Source organism: Bacillus sp. BS98, assembly GCF_008432245.1.
GTDB classification, from domain to species: Bacteria; Bacillota; Bacilli; order Bacillales; family Bacillaceae_G; genus Bacillus_A; species Bacillus_A toyonensis.
In genome coordinates, this window is sequence record NZ_CP043830.1 from 1,765,570 (window position 1) to 1,784,978 (window position 19,409).

Here is a 19,409-nt window from a genome sequence, read left to right on the forward strand (position 1 = left end):
TTTTTTTGCATAAAGCTGTATAATGCTTGTAACGAAAGGGAAATACAGGAAAGGGTTTGTAATAAGTTATTATGGAAAAAGATAAACAACAATTAAGCGTTGAAGTTGCAAGATTATATTATCAATCCGATTATAGTCAGCAAGAAATTGCTAACAAATTAAATATTTCAAGACCGACGATTTCTAGATTATTAAAGTACGCGAAAGAAAAAGGATTTGTTCAAATTAGTATAGCCGATCCATTTGCTGATTTAGATAACGTTGGGAATTTATTGAAAGAAAAGTACAACTTGTTAGAGGCGCATGTAGTATTTTCTCCAGTGCCAGAATATGCAACGATTACTGAGTATATTAGTAAATATGCGGCTGAGTACATGGAAAAGACAGTGAAAAACGGTGATATCGTCGGTGTAAGCTGGGGAATGACGATGTATGAAATCGCTAGGAAAATCGTACCACAACATGTGAAAGGTGTAGAAGTTGTCCAGCTAAAAGGTGGTATTAGTCATTCGAGTGTAAATACATATGCGAATGAGACCATTGCTTTATTTGCAGAGGCTTTTCAAACGACACCAAGAAATTTACCGCTCCCAGTTATATTTGATAATGCGGTGACAAAAGAATTAGTAGAGCAGGATCGACATATTCATCACATTATTGAAATGGGGAAACAAGCAAATATTGCAGTTTTCACTGTCGGAACAGTGCGTGATGAAGCGTTATTATTCCGATTAGGATATTTAGATAAGGATGAAACGAACATTCTGAAAAAACAAGCTGTCGGTGACATTTGTTCACGTTTCTTTGACGGAGACGGAAATATTAGTAGTGAAGAAATTAATAAGCGTACCATTGGAATTGAGTTAGAGGAACTTAAATTAAAGAAACGTTCTATTTTAGTTGCAGGTGGTAATAGAAAAATACAAGCAATTGATGGTGCGTTACGTGGCGGGTATGCAAATGTATTAATTATTGATCAGCATACAGCAAAAGAACTGTTACATTATCAAAAAGGTTAGAAATAAAAGGCTTTCTCAAGATGTTAATTTTGAGAAAGCCTTTTATTTTGTTATGTATGAATTATGGGAGTGTTTTTTGAATACAAATTGCCTTTTTAAAAATAATTATGGATATTGAGATACATACTACCATTGTTAATATAAAAGTTTTGATTTTAAATGTGAATTGTTTCTTAGTTAGAATGCGCTTTATTTACTACAAGAAAATTCCTTTTAAAAAAGAATGAACAAAATTTCAAAAGTGTATTTACATTTGTTCAACTAAGAGTTAGAATGAAGTTGTTAAAAGATATGAGGAGTGATAATAATGAATATTGCAAAGTTAATTGACCATACAATTTTAAAAGCTAATTCTACAAAAGAAGATGTTATGAAAGTAATCGAGGAAGCAAAGGAATATAAATTCGCTTCTGTTTGTATTAATCCTACATGGGTAAAGCTAGCTGCTGAAGAATTAGCTGGACATGATGTAGACGTTTGTACTGTAATCGGTTTCCCATTAGGAGCAAGCACTACTGAAACAAAAGCATTCGAAACAAAAGATGCTATCGCAAAAGGTGCAACTGAAGTTGATATGGTAATCAACGTAGGTGCTTTAAAAGATGGCGACAATGAGTTCGTTGAAAAAGATATTTATGAAGTAGTACAAGCAGCAAAAGGAAAAGCTCTTGTAAAAGTAATCATTGAAACTTGCCTTCTAACAGACGAAGAAAAAGTTCGTGCTTGTGAATTATCAGTAAAAGCTGGCGCTGATTTCGTAAAAACTTCAACTGGATTCTCAACTGGCGGAGCAACTGCTGAAGATATCGCATTAATGCGTAAAACGGTAGGACCAAACGTTGGTGTAAAAGCATCTGGCGGAGTTCGTACACGTGAAGATGCAGATAAAATGGTAGCTGCTGGAGCTTCTCGTGTTGGAGCAAGCGCTAGTGTTGCAATCGTATTAAACGATGCAAAAGGTGCTACAGATAACTACTAATTAATAAAGTGTGAAAAGCGATAGATACACAAAGTATAGTGTATCTATTGCTTTAACAATTGAAAAGAATGTAAGCGGATACGAATGGGAGGAGACGGCTTATGAAATACTTAATCGGTGTTTTTGGCCTCGTATTGATTTTAGGTATCGCTTGGCTTGCTAGTAATGATAGAAAGAAAGTCAAATATCGTCCAATCATAACGATGGTTATATTACAATTCATTTTGGGGTTTTTACTATTAAATACAAGTGTAGGGAATATATTAATTAGCGGAATAGCAGATGGTTTTGGGGAATTATTAAAATATGCCGCTGATGGTGTGAATTTCGTATTTGGTGGATTAGTAAATCAAAAAGAGTTTTCATTCTTTTTAAGTGTATTAATGCCAATCGTATTTATATCAGCTTTAATAGGTATTTTGCAACATATTAAAGTATTACCTATTATTGTGAAATCTATCGGTCTAGCATTAAGTAAAGTAAATGGAATGGGTAAACTAGAATCATATAACGCGGTAGCTTCTGCGATTTTAGGACAGTCTGAAGTGTTTATTTCAGTTAAGAAACAACTAGGATTATTGCCAGAGAAAAGAATGTACACATTATGTGCATCTGCAATGTCTACAGTTTCTATGTCTATCGTTGGATCATACATGGTGTTATTAAAACCGCAATATGTTGTAACCGCTTTAGTGCTTAACTTATTCGGTGGCTTTATCATTGCTTCTATCATTAACCCGTATGAAGTTACTGAAGAAGAAGATATGTTAGAAGTGCAAGAAGAAGAGAAGAAGACTTTCTTTGAAGTATTAGGGGAATACATTATCGATGGATTTAAAGTTGCGATTACAGTAGCAGCTATGTTAGTTGGTTTCGTTGCTCTTATCGCATTCATTAATGCAGTATTTAAAGGTGTAATCGGTATTTCATTCCAAGAAATTCTTGGTTATGTATTTGCACCATTTGCATTTATTATGGGTGTTCCATGGCATGAAGCAGTTAATGCCGGTAATATTATGGCAACAAAACTTGTATCGAATGAATTTGTCGCTATGACAGATTTAGCGCAAGGGAACTTTAATTTCTCAGACAGAACGACAGCGATTATATCTGTATTCTTAGTTTCATTTGCAAACTTCTCTTCAATTGGAATTATTGCAGGGGCAGTTAAGAGCTTAAATGAAAAGCAGGGGAATGTAGTCGCAAGATTTGGTTTGAAATTACTTTTCGGTGCAACGCTAGTAAGTTTCTTATCAGCAACAATCGTTGGCTTATTATTTTAATAGATTCATATCATATAAAAAGGAATGGTGATTGTAATGAGAATGGTAGATATTATTGCAAAAAAACGTGACGGCAAAGAATTAACGACTGAAGAAATCAAATTCTTTATTAATGGATATACAGACGGAAGTATTCCTGATTATCAAGTGAGTGCACTTGCAATGGCAATCTTCTTTAAAGATATGACAGATCGTGAACGTGCAGATTTAACGATGGCAATGGTGGAGTCTGGAGAAACGATCGACTTATCAGCAATTGAAGGCATTAAAGTAGATAAGCATTCAACTGGCGGTGTTGGTGATACAACTACATTAGTATTAGGACCATTAGTTGCTGCTTTAGATGTACCAGTAGCAAAAATGTCAGGTCGTGGTTTAGGACATACGGGCGGAACAATTGACAAATTAGAAGCAGTGGAAGGATTCCACGTTGAAATTACGAAAGAGCAGTTCATTGATATTGTAAACCGTGACAAAGTAGCTGTTATCGGACAAACAGGAAACTTAACACCTGCTGATAAAAAGATTTATGCATTACGTGATGTAACAGGAACAGTAAATTCAATTCCTCTAATCGCAAGTTCAATTATGAGTAAAAAAATTGCAGCTGGTGCTGACGCAATCGTACTTGATGTAAAAACCGGTGCAGGTGCATTTATGAAAACGGAAGAAGATGCAAAAGAATTAGCACATGCAATGGTACGCATCGGAAATAATGTAGGACGTCAAACAATGGCTGTTATTTCAGATATGTCACAACCTCTTGGCTTTGCGATTGGTAATGCCCTAGAAGTGAAAGAAGCAATTGATACGTTAAAAGGTGAAGGGCCAGAAGATTTAACAGAATTAGTACTTGTATTAGGAAGTCAAATGGTCGTACTTGCGAAAAAAGCAAATACGTTAGAAGAAGCTCGTGAAATGTTAATTGAAGTTATGAAAAACGGAAAAGCAACTGAGAAATTTAAAGAGTTCTTAAGCAATCAAGGTGGAGATAGCTCAATTGTAGACAATCCAGAAAAAATGCCACAAGCGAAGTATATAATTGATGTACCTGCTAAAACTTCAGGCGTGATTTCAAACATTGTTGCAGATGAAATCGGTATCGCTGCAATGTTACTTGGTGCAGGCCGTGCAACGAAAGAAGATGAAATCGATTTAGCTGTAGGTTTAATGTTACGTAAAAAAGTTGGCGATGCAGTAAAAGAAGGCGAGCCATTCGTAACGATCTACGCAAATCGTGAAAATGTAGAAGATGTAAAAGCAAAAATTTATGAAAATATTTCTATCGCTGAAACAGCAGTGGCTCCTAAATTAGTTCATACTGTTATTACTGACTAATCAACATTACATTTACTTTGAGGAGGAAATAATATGGATAAGAAAAAATATATTGAAGAAGCAAATAAGATGTTATCGAAAGCGTATATTCCGTATTCAAAATTTCCGGTTGGTGCTGCATTAGTTACAAAAGAAGGTAAAATCTATACTGGTTGTAATATAGAAAATGCTTCTTACGGTTTATGTAACTGTGCAGAAAGAACAGCAATATTCAAAGCAGTATCAGAAGGGGAGCGCGACTTTAGTTACTTAGTCATTACAGGAGAAACTGACGGACCTATTTCACCATGTGGTGCTTGTAGACAAGTGATTGCTGAATTTTGTGATCCGAAAATGCGAGTTTTACTAACGAATGTAAAAGGTGACGAAAAAGAAGTGACTGTTGAGCAGTTACTGCCTGGTGCTTTCACAATTGATGATTTAAAATAAGTTGAAAAGCCATTCCGCAATTAATAATTGTGGAATGGCTTTTTTGTTCTTTAAAAATAGAATGTAATATTTTGTTCATATTCCGTTCATAAACTTTGCGTAAAATGATTGCAGCGAATATGGAAAGTTTACAGCAGGAGGAATAGAATGAAGAAATTATATAATGCAGCATTCATTTACTTAATTATTGGTTTATTATCAGGAGTATTTGCGCGAGAGTATACGAAAGCACAAGGAATTAAAGGTTCCACTATGTTGCAATTAGTACATACACACGTACTAGTGCTTGGATTCATATTCTTTTTAGTCGCTGTTGCTTTAGTTAAAGTATTTCAAATACAAGAAACAAAAAGTTTTCATGCCTGGTTTGTTGTATATAATACAGGATTAATTATTACTATCGTAACAATGGTATGTAGAGGTCTTCTACAAGTAAATGGAACTGACTTTAACGGTTTAAGCCATATGGCTGGATTAGGTCATGTTATTATAAGTATCGGTTTCGTTTGGTTTATGATTTTACTCAAAAAGTCTATTAAATAGATAGGAGTGGAGAGTATGAGTGTAGCACTTTTATCAAGTATCGTAGCAGTTTGTATGGCCGTTGGTGTTATGTTTCTTCGCTTTAAGTCAGCGAAAAAGCCGGTTACGAAAAAGAAAATTATTTTGCCGCCAATTTTTATGAGTACTGGCGCCATGATGTTCTTCTTACCGGAATTCCGATTAACATCGTTAGAAATAGTAGAGGCAATTATCGCAGGACTTATTTTCTCTATATTTCTTATTAAAACAACTAAGTTCGAAGTAAGAGGCGAACATATATATATGAAACCGTCAAAAGCATTTATATTTATTTTAATTGGTTTATTAGCTGTACGAGTCGCATTAAAATCATATTTAAGCCAAACACTTGATTTGGCGCAATTAAGCGGGATGTTTTTCTTACTCGCATTTGCGATGATTGTGTCGTGGAGAATTGCGATGTATCGCTCGTATGTTACATTGCAAAAACAACAATATTAAGTAGAAAAAGAGCTGGAATTTCATTATGAAAAGTCCAGCTCTTTTATGTTTTATACAATTGTTTCTTTAGCTTTAATTTCATTTGCTTAATTTCAAACGAATTTGAGCATCTTGTAATGCAACTGGTGTAACATTAAAACCATTTGAATCGACAATTTTTGTGTTTAATAAAATGGAATCTAAACTTCCACGAAATGTTTTTGTATAGTTTTGACGTAACATTTGTTGTTCTTGTTTTTCATCAACTGTTAATCCAGATGTTTTTTCTTTTTTTGATAATTCGTTAATACGGAATAAAATGTTTTTCATTTGTTTTCACCTCAAGTTAGATTTAATTACATTAGTTACTTACTAATGTATAGTTATTTTAACCTATCTTTCAATGATTGTCAACGCCTATAAAAATCCTTTTTTTGTAAGTGTAATGGGTGATGAAAAATGGAAAAGATATTAATATACAATACCTTAGTAGGGTATATTGAATTTTGTTTTACATTGTGAGAGTAGTAAGTAAAGGGAGTATGTAATAATGGATGCAGTAATTTCAAAAAAAGAAACAATCATCTCATATACGATTGCTATTTTCTTTATTTTAGCTATGGTTACAGCGGGTGTGTTATTAAATGATCCGGAAGTCATTTTGCCGGAAATAGCAGCGATGGCAATTGCTTTATGGACGTATCGTGAGCCAGGTTGGTTAAGGCAGCCAGAAAAAATCTTTATTGCACCGTCAATAACAGCTGGTATTGGTTTTATCGTGAATCAAATGGATTTAGTTTATATAGCAAAAGTAAGCGTAACACTTATATTCATGATGCTGTTTTTACGTATTATACAATCAAATTTAGCACCATCTATTGCGACAGGTTTATTACCTTTAGTGACAAATGCGACTGAATGGTCATTTGTTATCTCAGTCTTCGTTTTAACATTTATTTTAATGCTTGGTGTCCTTGTTTTTAAATTGAATAGCGGTATTGAGAGAAAAGTTAACATCCAATATAAATATATGGCTGTATTTCTAATACTAAATTTCATTTGGATAAGTATATGCTGGATCACTGGTCATGAACAATTAGCGGTTATTCCGCCAATATTAGTTGTTGTGTATGAATCACTTCAAAAACCGATGTACAATGAAAAAATGGTATGTAAACAAATAGTAGTATTAACTACATCTGCAACTGTTGGAACTTTATTGTACTTTGCAATCGACTCATGGATTATAGTCACTTTATTAAATATGATTTTAATGCTTATTTTATTAAAAATAGTTGGTGTACGTATTCCAGCAGCATATGCATTTCCATTACTGCCGCTCGTATTTCCAGATGAAATGATAAAGATGTTACCAGTAGGTTCATTTGTTGCGGGGGTATTCTTATTTGGTGCAGTATTACTGTATAAAAAGTGGGAGATGAAGCAAAAGGGAATGCAAATGTAGAGAAGAACATACAATCCTTAGTTAGCATAATAAATAGACACCCGCGGGTGTCTATTTTCATTAAATGAAATTTAGCTTAACGCATGTAAACAATTCACAAGTTTTGTTGCTTTTGAAAAGAAGGGAGAATGATCAGCTTCTAAAGTAATAATCTTCGAGCATGGAGTTTCTGTATTCATTCGGCGCTGAAAATCAATTGGAATCGCTCTATCTAGAGTTGTTTCAATATAAATGCGATCTACAGTTCCGAAGTTTTCTTCAGAAATTTTTAGCTGTTGTTGAAATGGTCCTAGTGGCTGAGGACACATTTTTTTGGAAGATGCTTCTTTAATCTCTTCATTTTCGGTAGCATTTAAAAATGTTTTTTCAATTAGATTAGGTATAAGTTCAGCTGTCATGTCGTTCTCATTTATTGAAAATTGTGGACCAGCTTCACCATCTAATTTACTGCCAAGGCTTTCTCCGTTTTGTGGTAAGAATGCACAAAGATATACTAATTTATCGATTTTATTCGGTATAAGTTCAGCGGTTTGAGTGATCACAATTCCACCCATACTATGTCCAACAACAATAACTTTTTCAGTTTGTTGATTTATAGTAGCTGTTACTGCATCAACATAGGAATCTAACGTTATATTTTGTGAAGGAGTTGTATCTTTCCCGCTTCCAGGTAAGTCTAGTGTAATAACAGTGTGACCTAAAGCCTCTAGTTGAGGTTTTACTAATTCCCATGCCCATTCACCTTGCCATGCTCCATGTACTAAAACGTAAGTACTCATTTAATCAACACTCCTCTAATGTTTATATGCTTTATTTTTTTGTAAAATTGATAGTGTATACTTAGTGTATAGGAAGTAGTTTGATAAATATAATGAAGGTTATTTATAGATGATATAAATATCTTTTATATAAGGAGAACAGAATGAACGTCTTTGATTTTAAAGTTTTTAAATATGTGGCTCGGTTGAACAGCATTAGTTTAGCAGCTAAGGAATTACATATGACACAGCCAGCAATAACGCATATTATAAACAAACTAGAGAAACGATATGCTTTAACTTTATTTGAGCGCTCTAGACAAGGAACGATGTTAACTGAAAATGGAAAAGAATTTTTAGTTTGTGTAGAACGACTTCTAATGGAGTATGAAAATCTTGAAGAAACAGCTTTACACTTGAAGAATAAAAGTTTGTATAAGATTGTATTAGCTACGTACCCTTCCGTTACTGTATATTGTTTGGCAGAGTGTATCCAATTAGGTAATATTGATCAAAGTCAGTACGTGCTTGCAGTTAGAGAGGGAAGCTATCAAGAAGTTTTAAATTGGCTGTCTGCTGGAAGTGCTGATTTTTCTATTTCTATAAAAGAAAATCTAATACCAGGATTTCACTATGAAGTTATTGGTGAAGATCCTTATGTTATCGTTTCTTCAAAGAATATTCCACCTAATCTTACTAGTAAAGAATTGAAAAATTATCCTTTTATTATGCCACTTTCTGGTTGTAAAGAAGTACTTGAACCATACTTAATGAAAAACGAAATAACAGTGAATAAAGTGATGGAGTCAGAGTCAATTAGCTCGGCATTAGCACTTACTTTACAAGTTAACGGTATAACGATCGTTCCGTTATCAGGACTTCATAAACAAATTATTCATGACTTTATCGTGCAACCGATAGACATTGAAATCCCGCGGCAACTCATTATGCAGTGGTCGCCTAAAAAAGAGAAAGATCCATTGTTTCTCGCGTTTGTTACGAATTTGTTAACACAATTACAACAAAAGAAAAATGAATAAAATGATACAAAAGGTAAGCTCATTTCACTGAAGCTTACCTTTTGTATGTATTACCAATATAGGGCGGTATCATAAAGTCCGATTAAAACGAGAAGTACACCAGCTATACGCTGAATATTTCCCCCTATTTTTCGGCTCTTTTTAAGTAGTGTTCCATTTAAGCCTAGGTAGGAGATAATGGACAGTAATACAACGACAGGTAGAGCAGTTCCTATAGAGAAAAAGGTAGGAAATAAATACCCGTAATTAGATGTTAAAGAGAGTGGTATTAATGTTCCGAAAAATAGCACAAACATAGTAGGGCAGAAAGCTAACGAAAAGAAAAACCCAAGCAAAAATGAGCTGACTTCATTTTGTTTTCGTATAGATGTGATAGGGAAGATGGTAGAGAAGAAGTTTCTACCTTTTATAATACCTGATAATATTAACCCCATTATTATTAATAAAGGTCCGATCAGTTTACGTAACCATGGGAAATACAAAGTTAATATTTGCTGAATTTCTTTTCCTAACACCCATACTAATAGTCCAAGCGTCGTAAAAGCTATTATTTTTCCTAAAATGAATAACAATATATGTTTCCAGATATGTCCCTTTTGTAAAGATTGATTGCCATAGATTGTAATGGCGCTAATGTTTCCTGTTAATTGGCATGGAGCAAGGGTACCTACTATGCCTAATAAAAACGCAAATAAAAGAGGAATTGATTTCGTAGCATTCGTGACATCCATTAAAGGAGACATGAGTTGATAACTCCACTCGCTAATTGTTGAAAACACGTTATATTCACCTTTCTAATTAAATTGTAATAAGCCATTTTTTGTAATCTGTTTCCACGTTTTACCGTTATCTGTGGAAAGGAATACATTTGCTTGCATTGTAGCAAATACTATTTCAGATGAATTTTGAGGGTTTTGTGATATATACATAATTGTATCTTTAGAATCTAAAGATGGAATCTGTAAGTTTGTTTCTTCATTTGTAGCAATTGATTTCTTCGTTATCATTTGCTTATTGATAGGGGCGTAAAAAACATCTTCATTACTTAATGTAACTGCTGTCGATTCAAGTGATGTAGAGAATAGTTCAAATGTATTCCCGTAATCTGTAGATAAATAAATACCATCTTTAGCACTTACTGCGACTACACTCGCTTGATCCGGATGTACTGAAAATGTATGGATTGTACTTGAAAGGCCTTTTAACTTACTATTTTTCCATTCTTGTCCGTTGTTTGTACTGAAATAAAAACCTTGTTGTAATTTAGAATTTGGACGCTCGTTATATAAATAAATCGTTTCTGTATTATATCCGACAGCAAGGTTATGAAAATCAGATTCTCCATAGAATGCTAGCTTTTCAAGGTTATTGCCGCCATCAGAACTTTTCATTAATCCTAAAGGATTTTTTAAATTTGCACCTGGTTCTGGGTGCCCACTAGCAAAAAATCCATTTTTAGTTGCCTGAAAGCCCATATAATCGTGTAACTGTGTAGCAGTTTCAAACCATTTTCCATTTTGATAAACTTTTATACCACTATGAGTTGCGATAGAAATACCAGGCATATTTCCTGCATAGCCAATTCCGTGAATGTGCGCTATTTTTCCAGATGTAATTTCTTTATAGAAGTTTTGCGGAATCGTATTTGCGTTATCTTTATTTTGGGGCTGAGATTGAACTGTTTCTTTTTTTACTGGTGGTGTTTCTACGTTATTAGAGCATCCTGTAATGATAAATAATGAAGTAATGGCTAGTCCTACGTAATGTTTCACGTTTGTAGGCTCCTTTCTTATATATATGAGATATTAAGTATATGGAATAAATGTCAAGAAATTGTGGAGTGATTAGATGCCTAGTAATGAAAGTTTATCTTCTATATAAACATTATTAATTGACGAAAAATTATAACAATAATAGAATGAATTATATTGGATAATCAGTTTCAAAATTATACATAGAACGCTAGGGGGATTATTATGAAATCAACATTTTTTGCTCAAAATAGAGAACGATTAGCGAAAACATTACATGATGAATCGATTACGATTTTATTTGCTGGACAAGCACCTCATATGTCAGCAGATGCCCATTATAAATTTGTGCCGAATCGAAATTTTTACTATTTAACGGGAATCGATGAGCCCAATGTTATTTTCATGTTGAAAAAGTTTGGAAATAGTGTGGAAGAAACTCTTTTCATTGAAAAATCAGATCCAGTAATGGAAAAATGGGTCGGTAAAACAGTTTCTAAAGAAGATGCAGAACGAATTTCAGGCATACAAAAAGTTGTATATATAGAAAGCTTTGAGAAGACAATGGCACATACACTTTTCGCAGAAAATGCGCAACATGTGTATTTAGATTTAGAGCGTCGTGAGTGGAAGGGTACTGAGACGAAAACGTTAGCGTTTGCTAAACATGTAAGAGAACAGTACCCACACATAACAATTGGTAATGTATACCCGGAAATTTGTGAATTACGAGTGTTTAAAACAGAGGAAGAAATTGAAATCATTAAAGAAGCAATTGCTGTAACGAAAGACGGTATTTACAATGTGTTAAAGCATGCAAAAGCAGACATGATGGAATATGAATTAGAAGCTCAGTTTGATTTCACACTGAAGTCATCTGGGATTAAGCATCATGCGTTCAATACAATTTTGGCAAGTGGGAAAAATGCAACAGTTCTTCATTATGAAGATAATGATGCACAAATTCAAAATGGTGATTTAGTACTGCTAGATTTAGGCGCTCAAAAAGACTATTATAACGCTGATATTAGTTATACTTTCCCGGCAAATGGAACATTCTCTAGTCGCCAAAAACAAATCTATAATATTGTATTAAAAGCATTGAAAGAAACAACAGAGATTATTAAGCCAGGCTTAAATTTTGCTGCATTAAATGAGCATACAAAAAAGGTACTAGCAGAAGAGTGTAAAGCTATTGGTTTAATTCAAGAAGATGAGGAACTATCTAAATATTATTATCATGGTGTCAGTCACTTTCTTGGTTTAGATACTCACGATGTTGGAACATACAAAGAAAGAGTATTAGAAGAAGGTATGGTTATTACGATTGAACCAGGTCTATATATTGAAGAAGAATCAATTGGTATTCGTATTGAAGATGATATCCTTGTAACAAAAGATGGCTATGAAAATTTGTCAAAAGATATCATTAGAACAGTTGAAGAGATTGAAGGGTTTATGAGTAACAATAATGTAAATGTAAAAGAAGATGAAGTTGTTACAAAATAATAGTTAGAAGAGGCGCTCAATTTTGGGTGCCTTTTTATTTTGCTCATTTTATATCTCCATATTTTCTTGAAAATTATCTTCTATAATAATCTTGAAAAAGAAAAAGGAGGGATTTTCTATGAAGGGATTTGTATTAACAGCAGTTACAGTCTCCGTAATATCTTTAATTGCTGCATGTTCTGCGACCACAAATAAAACAAATGATCATAAAAATATGAATGATAAAAAAACAACACAGACTGAAACGGCTACAAAGCCATTGAAAGTTGTAAAAGGGCCAGAAGTTACTTTAGTAGCGAAAGAAGAAAAACAAAAGCTAAGTAGCGGTGTTATTGTTCCAGTCTGGACATTTAATGGTTCATCCCCGGGTCCGGAAATTAGGGTGAAAAAAGGTGAAAAGGTTAAAGTGACATTAAAAAATGAATTACCTGCACCAGTATCTATTCATTGGCATGGGTATCCTGTCCCAAATAACATGGATGGAATTCCAGGCGTGACACAAGATGCGGTTGAATCAGGAAAAAGTTTCACCTATGAATTTGAAGCGAACGTACCAGGAACGTATTGGTATCATTCACATCAAGATTCTGTAAATCAACTAGATAGAGGCTTATATGGTGCTCTTATTGTAGAGGATACAAATGAAAAGTATGATAAAGATTACACGTTAATGTTAGATGAATGGATAACAGATAAAGAAGAAATTAATAAGCAGTTAAAAGAAATGACAAAAGCGCAAAAAGGTAATAAATCTAAGGATAATGAAAATGCAAAAAAGAATGATGATATGAAAGGCATGGATCATTCAGGTATGAACATGGGTAGTGATAAAAAAGACTCTGGTAATATGGCAGGAATGGACCATGGAAATATGAAGATGGAAGGTCATGATATGGGTATGTATAACTTATTCACAATCAATGGTAAAAGCGGTGATTTAGTAGAGCCGTTAAAAGTGAAAAAGGGTGATAAAGTTCGTCTTCGACTCGTTGATGCAGGTTATCTATCACATGATATACACGTTCACGGTCATGATATAAAAGTAGTTGCGACAGATGGTCAACCAATAAACGATCCAAAAGCTATAAAGGATAAGGTAATTTCAATCGCACCGGGTGAACGTTATGATGTTGAATTTACTGCTAACAATCCTGGGAAATGGTATGTTGAAGACCATTCAGCAAATAAAAGTGCAAAAGGAATGAAAACCATTATTGAATATGAAGGTAGTAAAGAGATGAAAGACAGAGCAAATGAAAAAGAAAAACTACCGAAATTAGATATGACGAAATATGGTGAGAAAAAATTAGGTAATTTCACACTAGAGCAGCAGTATACTGCCACATATAATATGGACTTGAATACGAAAATGAATGGAAATGAAATGGTTTATACAATTAACGGAAAAGTATTTCCAGATATTGATCCAATTCTAGTGAAAAAGGGTGACTTAGTAAAAGTGAAATTAGTAAATCGCTCTAAAAGAGACGATCACCCGATGCATTTGCACGGTCATTTCTTCCAAGTATTAAGTAAAGATGGAAAACCGATTGAAGGTTCTCCAATTGTTAAAGACACATTAAATCTGAAACTAGGAGAAGAATATGAAGTAGCCTTTGTAGCAGACAATCCGGGTGAGTGGATGTTCCACTGTCACGATCTACACCATGCTTCAGCAGGGATGGTAACGGAAGTAAAATATACAGATTACACATCTGATTATGTTCCAAACCCTAATATTCCTAATAAGCCGGAATAATGTGAAATTCATGTAGTTTATCATAATGTAAAGCAGTTATCTTAGTAGATTGCTGCTTTTATATGTCATGTTGTGAATTGGGAATATTATTTTTATAAAAGTTTAGACAATAAGAGAGCTATCCTGTAGGAAGAGTTTACAAGGTGAAAATGTTTTTTGGTTATTTAGAGATTAAAAAACATAATTATTTATGATTAGATTAGAAATGGATAAATGTAATGTATTGTAGTTACAAAAGGCTAAATACTTATATTTGACCTTTCTTTTATTTTATACTACAATTCGTAGTGTGAAAGGAGAGCAGGTATATTTAAGCAAAAGTATAAGTTAAATGAAGAAGGCCTAAATTATGATTTTTTTATTTTTGTAGTATTAATTATAGGTGATTATTAGTAGCTATTTTTTTTGGAAATTAAAACTACATTGTGTAGTGTTAGATTGAAGGAATGAGAGAATTTTCAAAGTGTAATGGATTTAAGTTTCTTTTATTACTAGGTATAGATGGTGGATAATAAAAGGATACTTTTCCTGAATAGTTAGAATGAAAAGAAATGGAAGTTAACATAAAAACATAATGATACTTGAATATGTTTGTAGGAAGGTGTTTTATACTTATGAAAAAAATTTTAGCTAGTGTAGCAGTAGCCTCTGTTACAGGAAGTGTATTTATTAGTACTGCTCAAGCGAAAAATACTGTTATACAAAAAGACACGAAGCATGAGCAAACTATTGATGTAGTAAAATATGAAAATCAAGTAACAGTAAATACGAATGTTCTACGTGTCCGCACACAGCCAAATACGTCTAGTGCAATTATGGGACGCGTGTATGAAGGGGAAGTTTTACAAGTTATTGGAGAAGAAAACAGTTGGTTGAAAGTCAATCATAACGGAAAAATTGGCTACGTGAGTAGTGAATTTATTTCGAAAAATGGCGTACTAGCAAAGACGAATATAGGTAAGAGTCGTAGTAAAATTGTAACTGCTAATGTATTACGTGTTCGCACACAGCCAAATACATCTAGTGCAATAATGGGGCGCGTGTATGAAGGGAAAGTTTTACAAGTTATTGGAGAAGATAACGGCTGGTTGAAAATTAACCATAATGGAAAAGTGGGTTATGTAAGCAGTCAATTTGTGAAAGACAGTGGCTCAAATGGAAGCGACAATAACAATGGGAAATTTCAAGTAGCGAGTGGGGATTACAAAGTTAACGTATCCTCCCTCCGCGTTCGTACAGGTCCAAGTACTTCCCATACGATTTTAGGCTCTATGTATAAAGGACAAGTAGTTCGAGTGACTGGTGAAGTACAAAATTGTTTCAAAATTAACTATAAAGGACAAGACGCCTATATTAGTATCGAAAATAATAGGTATGTCTGAATCACTAGTTTCAAAAAAGCCTTCACGCAATGATGATTGCATGAAGGCTTTTGATGTTTTCTTATTTTTTTGTCTCGTTGACCCATGTAATAATGTCCTGGATGACGTACTCGGGAACATTAGCAGGGATTTCGTATTCACTAGGACGACTTAATTCCCCGTCACCCTCCGTGAAGAAATGATTCAATTTCGGGTATTTTTTGAAATGAACATTCCTGCGGTTTGAAAGTCCTTCTTGCCATTTTGTATATTCATCTTTTACTGTTACTTGATAATCGCGTGCTCCTTGCAGAATGAGTAAAGGCTCTTTTCGTGATTTTGCCTCTTCAACTGGACGCCACCTAGAAACATCATACATAAAATAAGGTGACCCAAAATTGTAGCCAGCTGGAGGATGGTCAGGATTGAAAGTAGGATCCTGAATAAAAGCAACCTGTCTTTTTAGTTCATCGATTTCTTCCTTTGGTTTCCCAAGGTATTGATACTGATCAATGGCAATGTCAGTCAAAGGGCGTGCAGGTGGTGCGAGTAAGATACTTCCTCGGACAAGTGAGGAAGGCGCTTTGCTCAGTATACGTGGCATTGTACCGGCTCCTAGACTATGTCCAAGAATGAAAATATTACTTGGATCAATTCCTTCTTGCTGCGCTGCTGATTTTGCTGCATATATGGCATCATCTGTAGTATCACGGTCTAACGTAACAGGTTCTGCACTCATCTTTAATGCGTGTTCTAAGGTGCGTTTTTCATAGCGCAACACTGCAATTCCGTTGGATGAAAGGCCCACCGCAAGATCGCGTAAGATTTTTGTTCCCATATATGTGCTATCGCGATCATGGATGCCAGCACCGTGAACAAGAACAACTACGGGTAGCTTTTCACCAGGATTATGTTTCGGAACCGTTAATGTCGCTGGTAACGGATAGGTAGAATTTCCAATGACGATTTCACGTTCTTGATAGGAGTCAGGTTGATCATAGCTAGGATGCGGGATGGTATAAGGTTCCTCGGGTGGTCTTTCTCCAATTTCATCTACTTTCCCGCCAGGTGTAAATTTAAGGAGTAGCGGTATGGTAGTTCCTTCGGTAGCTGCTGGCATTTCCACCGTCTGATGGACCAAGTTTCGTTCTTTTATCACGGGGGTTCCCATGCTTTTTAACCCGCTCCAGCCACTTTGTGTCCACCAGTTTTGTAATGTGGTTGCTGTAAATTTGGATTGAAAAGCAGCAGATGTCAACTGGAGTGCCTCTGCATACTTACCTTGCTGGAGATATTCAAAAAATAATGATGTACGCTCCGTTAAAGAGACTAGTTTCTTTTCAGCAGATTGTTCCTCGCGTGTATCTGCGTGAATAGTTGTTGTAAGCGGGAAAGATGAGACGCCTAAAGAAAAGAGCAGGGTAAAGGTAAGTGCAGATCTTTGTATTTTCTTTTTTTTATTCATGTTTTAACCTCCAATATGTGATGGTAAAAAACAGGTATGGTAATTAGGATCCTGGTGCAAAAACTTCAAAATATTTGCAAGTAATCTCCAAAACTTGGACACACTGATATTATTACTCTAAAAAAACCGTAGATTTCTACTTTTTCCACATGCATATAAACTTCAGAAATAATCTTTCTTCCTTCACTTTATATTTTGATTATAGGAAACAAAGCTCTCGTTTTTCTTACTTGATACTTACAAATTCCTTAAGTAGGGGATATTTTACAATCTTAGGTTGATGTTGATGTGGCGGTACCTTATATGATGGAGATTCACATTTTCGAATTTCCCAAAAAAATGCGCCATTCTATGCAAATGACGTCATACGCGAACACACAGCATATCATTTTAAGAAAAGGTATTTATAAAACGAAAAATCAACTCATCCGGCTGACACGCTATTTTCTCTTCGATAATTCTCCCACCACAGAACGATAGAATTATCGAAGAGAATTATGAGCCTTACTTGACGAAACAAATGATAGGAAATTCATGATGATATATACATATTCATTATTGAAATTAGTAATAATAAAATGTATTATTGAAAAGCACTATTTATAATTCAAGTAATCAAGGCTATGTATCCATAATAATTTGAACATTCAGAAATTATAATATTATCTAAAAATGGGGTGAGGTTAATAGAAACAGTACATATTAAATGGTATGGATTGTATAGTTTAAATGATTTTTATAATAGAGAAGAAGCTTTTAAGAAGGGAATATTTGCAATCTCTAGAGTATATGCTAAGAATGAAACATTAATCTATATAGGAAAAACCAAAAGAAGCTTTATACAAAAGATAAGGGAACTTAATAAGGATTGGATTTTTGATGAAAGCGAATTAAAGATTACATTAGGAATAATAGAGTTTCCTAGTGGTGAAAGTTACTCTGAGAGAAAGGTAAAAGAGATAAAATCCCTTTTGATTTTACGACATACCCCAGTAGAAAACAACACATCTTTATTGTACCATAGAGGGCAGTTTAATTTGAAAATTATAAATAAGGGAAGAAGAGGCTTAATTGTTAAAAAGATTTCTACAGGAGATCTAATGTGGACGTAATTGGAATCACCTTTGAATAAAATTGAAGGTTTCTTACGAACAGATGCTTATCAATTTTTAATGTATTAAAATATTTTTGAATAACATATGTCAGATGCTTGAAAAAACACAAATTTTATTATGATATGAAATCTTGTATGGGAATTGTAATTCATTTCCATCGTTTAATAAAAATATTAAGAATTATAAGGAATGCATAAAGATTAGAAGAGAAAATAAACTCGGAGGTTTAAAAAATGGGACAAGTAAGCAGGTTTCAAGAAAAACAACAAAATCGTCGTAAAAAGGTGATTTTTAATATTGCATTTACTTTGGTATTAGTGACAGTTGGTGTAGTGACATACCAGTTGTTTTCCCCTTCTGATACATCAAAGAAAGCAATTGCTCAAGAAAAGAAAGCAACAAAGATAGAAGAGAAGAAACGTAAAGAGAAAGAAGCAACGCAGTTAGAAGAGAAGAAACGTGAAGAGAAAGAAGCAGCGCAGTTAGAAGAGAAGGAACGTGAGGAGAGAGAAGCGGCACTGTTAGAAGAGAAGAAACGTGAAGAGAGAGAAGCAGCACTGTTAGAAGAGAAGAAAAATGAAGAGAAAGAAGCAGCACTGTTAGAAGAGAAACAAAAAGCAGAAAAATCGGTATCTCAAGAAAAGGGTTCTCAAACTAATCCTTCTTGGAAGCCAATTGGTACAAAGCAAGGAACAAAACCTGAAATGAAATTTAAAGAAGGAACAGTAGATTGGAGTGAGATGAAAGAAGCAATTTCTTATGCTGTTGATGTTCCAGAGAGCCAATTGATTTTCGATTTTATTGGGAATAATGGTAATAATAAAGCTTACGGTAATATACGAGATAAACAAAGTAATAAAAAATATAAGGTTGATATTGATTGGGTAGAGAATCAGGGTTGGAAGCCAGTATCAGTCCAAGTGGTAAAATAGATAATAGAATTTTAATTAGGTGTTTAAAAGTTCAAAAAAGAGTCCTTATCAATCAGGACTCTTTTTGGTATGTTGACAGCATTAATTACGTTGTACGAGAAAAAAAGAAAGGAATGAAATATTCTCCTCGTAGTAAACGACTTAGTGGTACCAATGTTTATATGACCAATACTCCTGCTTGAAAACATTAGAGATGTACAGAAA

The 19,409-nt window shown here is 34.1% G+C and carries 17 protein-coding genes and 2 pseudogenes; 14 read left to right on the forward strand and 5 right to left on the reverse strand.

The features are described from left to right. The first annotated feature begins 71 nt into the window (after positions 1-71). From F0362_RS09295 to F0362_RS09325, 7 genes and pseudogenes are all read left to right on the forward strand, one after another. The gene (locus tag F0362_RS09295) at positions 72-1,019 is read left to right on the forward strand and encodes a DNA-binding transcriptional repressor DeoR (RefSeq protein WP_000409788.1); all 948 of its coding nucleotides are present in this window, start codon (positions 72-74) and stop codon (positions 1,017-1,019) included. Between the two features lie 307 nt (positions 1,020-1,326). After that, entirely contained in the window at positions 1,327-1,998 is a 672-nt protein-coding gene (gene deoC, locus F0362_RS09300; RefSeq protein ID WP_001017434.1) for a deoxyribose-phosphate aldolase, read from the forward strand. A gap of 101 nt (positions 1,999-2,099) precedes the next feature. After that, positions 2,100-3,281: a NupC/NupG family nucleoside CNT transporter gene (locus F0362_RS09305; protein ID WP_000876190.1), complete on the forward strand. Its 1,182-nt coding sequence runs from the start codon at positions 2,100-2,102 to the stop codon at positions 3,279-3,281. A gap of 36 nt (positions 3,282-3,317) precedes the next feature. Next, positions 3,318-4,619, forward strand: coding sequence for a pyrimidine-nucleoside phosphorylase (locus F0362_RS09310; RefSeq protein WP_002093789.1), 1,302 nt, complete (start codon positions 3,318-3,320; stop codon positions 4,617-4,619). Between the two features lie 33 nt (positions 4,620-4,652). Continuing rightward, the gene (locus F0362_RS09315) at positions 4,653-5,048 is read left to right on the forward strand and encodes a cytidine deaminase (protein ID WP_000358537.1); all 396 of its coding nucleotides are present in this window, start codon (positions 4,653-4,655) and stop codon (positions 5,046-5,048) included. Between the two features lie 147 nt (positions 5,049-5,195). Beyond that, positions 5,196-5,591 carry a DUF2871 domain-containing protein gene (locus F0362_RS09320; protein ID WP_000737869.1) on the forward strand — a complete coding sequence of 132 codons (396 nt, stop codon included), beginning with the start codon at positions 5,196-5,198 and terminating at the stop codon, positions 5,589-5,591. 15 nt (positions 5,592-5,606) lie between these two features. Next, a pseudogene (locus F0362_RS09325) lies at positions 5,607-6,100 on the forward strand (CcdC family protein). A gap of 49 nt (positions 6,101-6,149) precedes the next feature. On the opposite strand, the gene F0362_RS09330 reads toward F0362_RS09325, so the two are convergent. Further along, entirely contained in the window at positions 6,150-6,380 is a 231-nt protein-coding gene (locus F0362_RS09330) for a DUF896 domain-containing protein (RefSeq protein WP_000789785.1), read from the reverse strand. A gap of 220 nt (positions 6,381-6,600) precedes the next feature. Between F0362_RS09330 and F0362_RS09335 the strand changes: the two genes are divergently transcribed. Further along, the gene (locus F0362_RS09335; RefSeq protein WP_000340249.1) at positions 6,601-7,515 is read left to right on the forward strand and encodes a membrane protein; all 915 of its coding nucleotides are present in this window, start codon (positions 6,601-6,603) and stop codon (positions 7,513-7,515) included. Between the two features lie 71 nt (positions 7,516-7,586). On the opposite strand, the gene F0362_RS09340 is transcribed toward F0362_RS09335, so the two are convergent. Beyond that, complete coding sequence (locus F0362_RS09340) at positions 7,587-8,294, reverse strand: alpha/beta fold hydrolase (protein ID WP_000109314.1); 708 nt, start codon at positions 8,292-8,294, stop codon at positions 7,587-7,589. A gap of 143 nt (positions 8,295-8,437) precedes the next feature. On the opposite strand from F0362_RS09340, the gene F0362_RS09345 reads away from it, so the two are divergent. Then, the gene (locus F0362_RS09345; RefSeq protein ID WP_001100321.1) at positions 8,438-9,313 is read left to right on the forward strand and encodes a LysR family transcriptional regulator; all 876 of its coding nucleotides are present in this window, start codon (positions 8,438-8,440) and stop codon (positions 9,311-9,313) included. Positions 9,314-9,363: 50 nt separating this feature from the next. On the opposite strand, the gene F0362_RS09350 is transcribed toward F0362_RS09345, so the two are convergent. Beyond that, positions 9,364-10,092, reverse strand: a complete 729-nt coding sequence (locus F0362_RS09350; protein ID WP_000493105.1) for an urease accessory protein UreH domain-containing protein — start codon at positions 10,090-10,092, stop codon at positions 9,364-9,366. 15 nt (positions 10,093-10,107) lie between these two features. Next, positions 10,108-11,085, reverse strand: a complete 978-nt coding sequence (locus F0362_RS09355; protein ID WP_000683854.1) for a F510_1955 family glycosylhydrolase — start codon at positions 11,083-11,085, stop codon at positions 10,108-10,110. A 204-nt stretch (positions 11,086-11,289) separates the two neighbouring features. On the opposite strand from F0362_RS09355, the gene F0362_RS09360 reads away from it, so the two are divergent. The 3 genes and pseudogenes from F0362_RS09360 to F0362_RS09370 all read left to right on the forward strand — a co-directional run. After that, positions 11,290-12,573 (forward strand): aminopeptidase P family protein, encoded by a 1,284-nt coding sequence (locus F0362_RS09360; protein WP_000842955.1) that lies wholly within the window; start codon positions 11,290-11,292, stop codon positions 12,571-12,573. 118 nt (positions 12,574-12,691) lie between these two features. Further along, complete coding sequence (locus tag F0362_RS09365) at positions 12,692-14,332, forward strand: multicopper oxidase family protein (RefSeq protein WP_000675768.1); 1,641 nt, start codon at positions 12,692-12,694, stop codon at positions 14,330-14,332. 614 nt (positions 14,333-14,946) lie between these two features. Beyond that, positions 14,947-15,690 (forward strand): annotated as a pseudogene (locus F0362_RS09370) (SH3 domain-containing protein); the annotation flags it as partial. Between the two features lie 85 nt (positions 15,691-15,775). Here the strand turns inward: F0362_RS09370 and F0362_RS09375 are convergent. After that, positions 15,776-17,158, reverse strand: a complete 1,383-nt coding sequence (locus F0362_RS09375; protein ID WP_053446530.1) for an alpha/beta hydrolase family protein — start codon at positions 17,156-17,158, stop codon at positions 15,776-15,778. Positions 17,159-17,835: 677 nt separating this feature from the next. On the opposite strand from F0362_RS09375, the gene F0362_RS09385 reads away from it, so the two are divergent. Together F0362_RS09385 and F0362_RS09390 are read left to right on the forward strand one after the other, a co-directional pair. Further along, positions 17,836-18,270, forward strand: coding sequence for a hypothetical protein (locus F0362_RS09385; RefSeq protein ID WP_002038451.1), 435 nt, complete (start codon positions 17,836-17,838; stop codon positions 18,268-18,270). Positions 18,271-18,506: 236 nt separating this feature from the next. After that, on the forward strand, positions 18,507-19,205 hold the full coding sequence (locus F0362_RS09390; RefSeq protein ID WP_000532009.1) for a YrrS family protein: 699 nt from the start codon (positions 18,507-18,509) through the stop codon (positions 19,203-19,205). Positions 19,206-19,409: the final 204 nt, after the last annotated feature.

What these genes read in the sequence shown, in the direction of transcription:
- F0362_RS09345 (WP_001100321.1), top strand. Translation starts at nt 8,438, where the DNA reads ATGAACGTCTTTGATTTTAAAGTTTTTAAATATGTGGCTCGGTTGAAC.
- F0362_RS09360 (WP_000842955.1), top strand. Translation starts at nt 11,290, where the DNA reads ATGAAATCAACATTTTTTGCTCAAAATAGAGAACGATTAGCGAAAACA.
- F0362_RS09375 (WP_053446530.1), bottom strand. Translation starts at nt 17,158, where the DNA reads ATGAATAAAAAAAAGAAAATACAAAGATCTGCACTTACCTTTACCCTG.
- F0362_RS09320 (WP_000737869.1), top strand. Translation starts at nt 5,196, where the DNA reads ATGAAGAAATTATATAATGCAGCATTCATTTACTTAATTATTGGTTTA.
- F0362_RS09340 (WP_000109314.1), bottom strand. Translation starts at nt 8,294, where the DNA reads ATGAGTACTTACGTTTTAGTACATGGAGCATGGCAAGGTGAATGGGCA.
- F0362_RS09305 (WP_000876190.1), top strand. Translation starts at nt 2,100, where the DNA reads ATGAAATACTTAATCGGTGTTTTTGGCCTCGTATTGATTTTAGGTATC.
- F0362_RS09330 (WP_000789785.1), bottom strand. Translation starts at nt 6,380, where the DNA reads ATGAAAAACATTTTATTCCGTATTAACGAATTATCAAAAAAAGAAAAA.
- F0362_RS09335 (WP_000340249.1), top strand. Translation starts at nt 6,601, where the DNA reads ATGGATGCAGTAATTTCAAAAAAAGAAACAATCATCTCATATACGATT.
- F0362_RS09315 (WP_000358537.1), top strand. Translation starts at nt 4,653, where the DNA reads ATGGATAAGAAAAAATATATTGAAGAAGCAAATAAGATGTTATCGAAA.
- F0362_RS09295 (WP_000409788.1), top strand. Translation starts at nt 72, where the DNA reads ATGGAAAAAGATAAACAACAATTAAGCGTTGAAGTTGCAAGATTATAT.
- F0362_RS09390 (WP_000532009.1), top strand. Translation starts at nt 18,507, where the DNA reads ATGGGACAAGTAAGCAGGTTTCAAGAAAAACAACAAAATCGTCGTAAA.
- F0362_RS09310 (WP_002093789.1), top strand. Translation starts at nt 3,318, where the DNA reads ATGAGAATGGTAGATATTATTGCAAAAAAACGTGACGGCAAAGAATTA.
- deoC (WP_001017434.1), top strand. Translation starts at nt 1,327, where the DNA reads ATGAATATTGCAAAGTTAATTGACCATACAATTTTAAAAGCTAATTCT.
- F0362_RS09365 (WP_000675768.1), top strand. Translation starts at nt 12,692, where the DNA reads ATGAAGGGATTTGTATTAACAGCAGTTACAGTCTCCGTAATATCTTTA.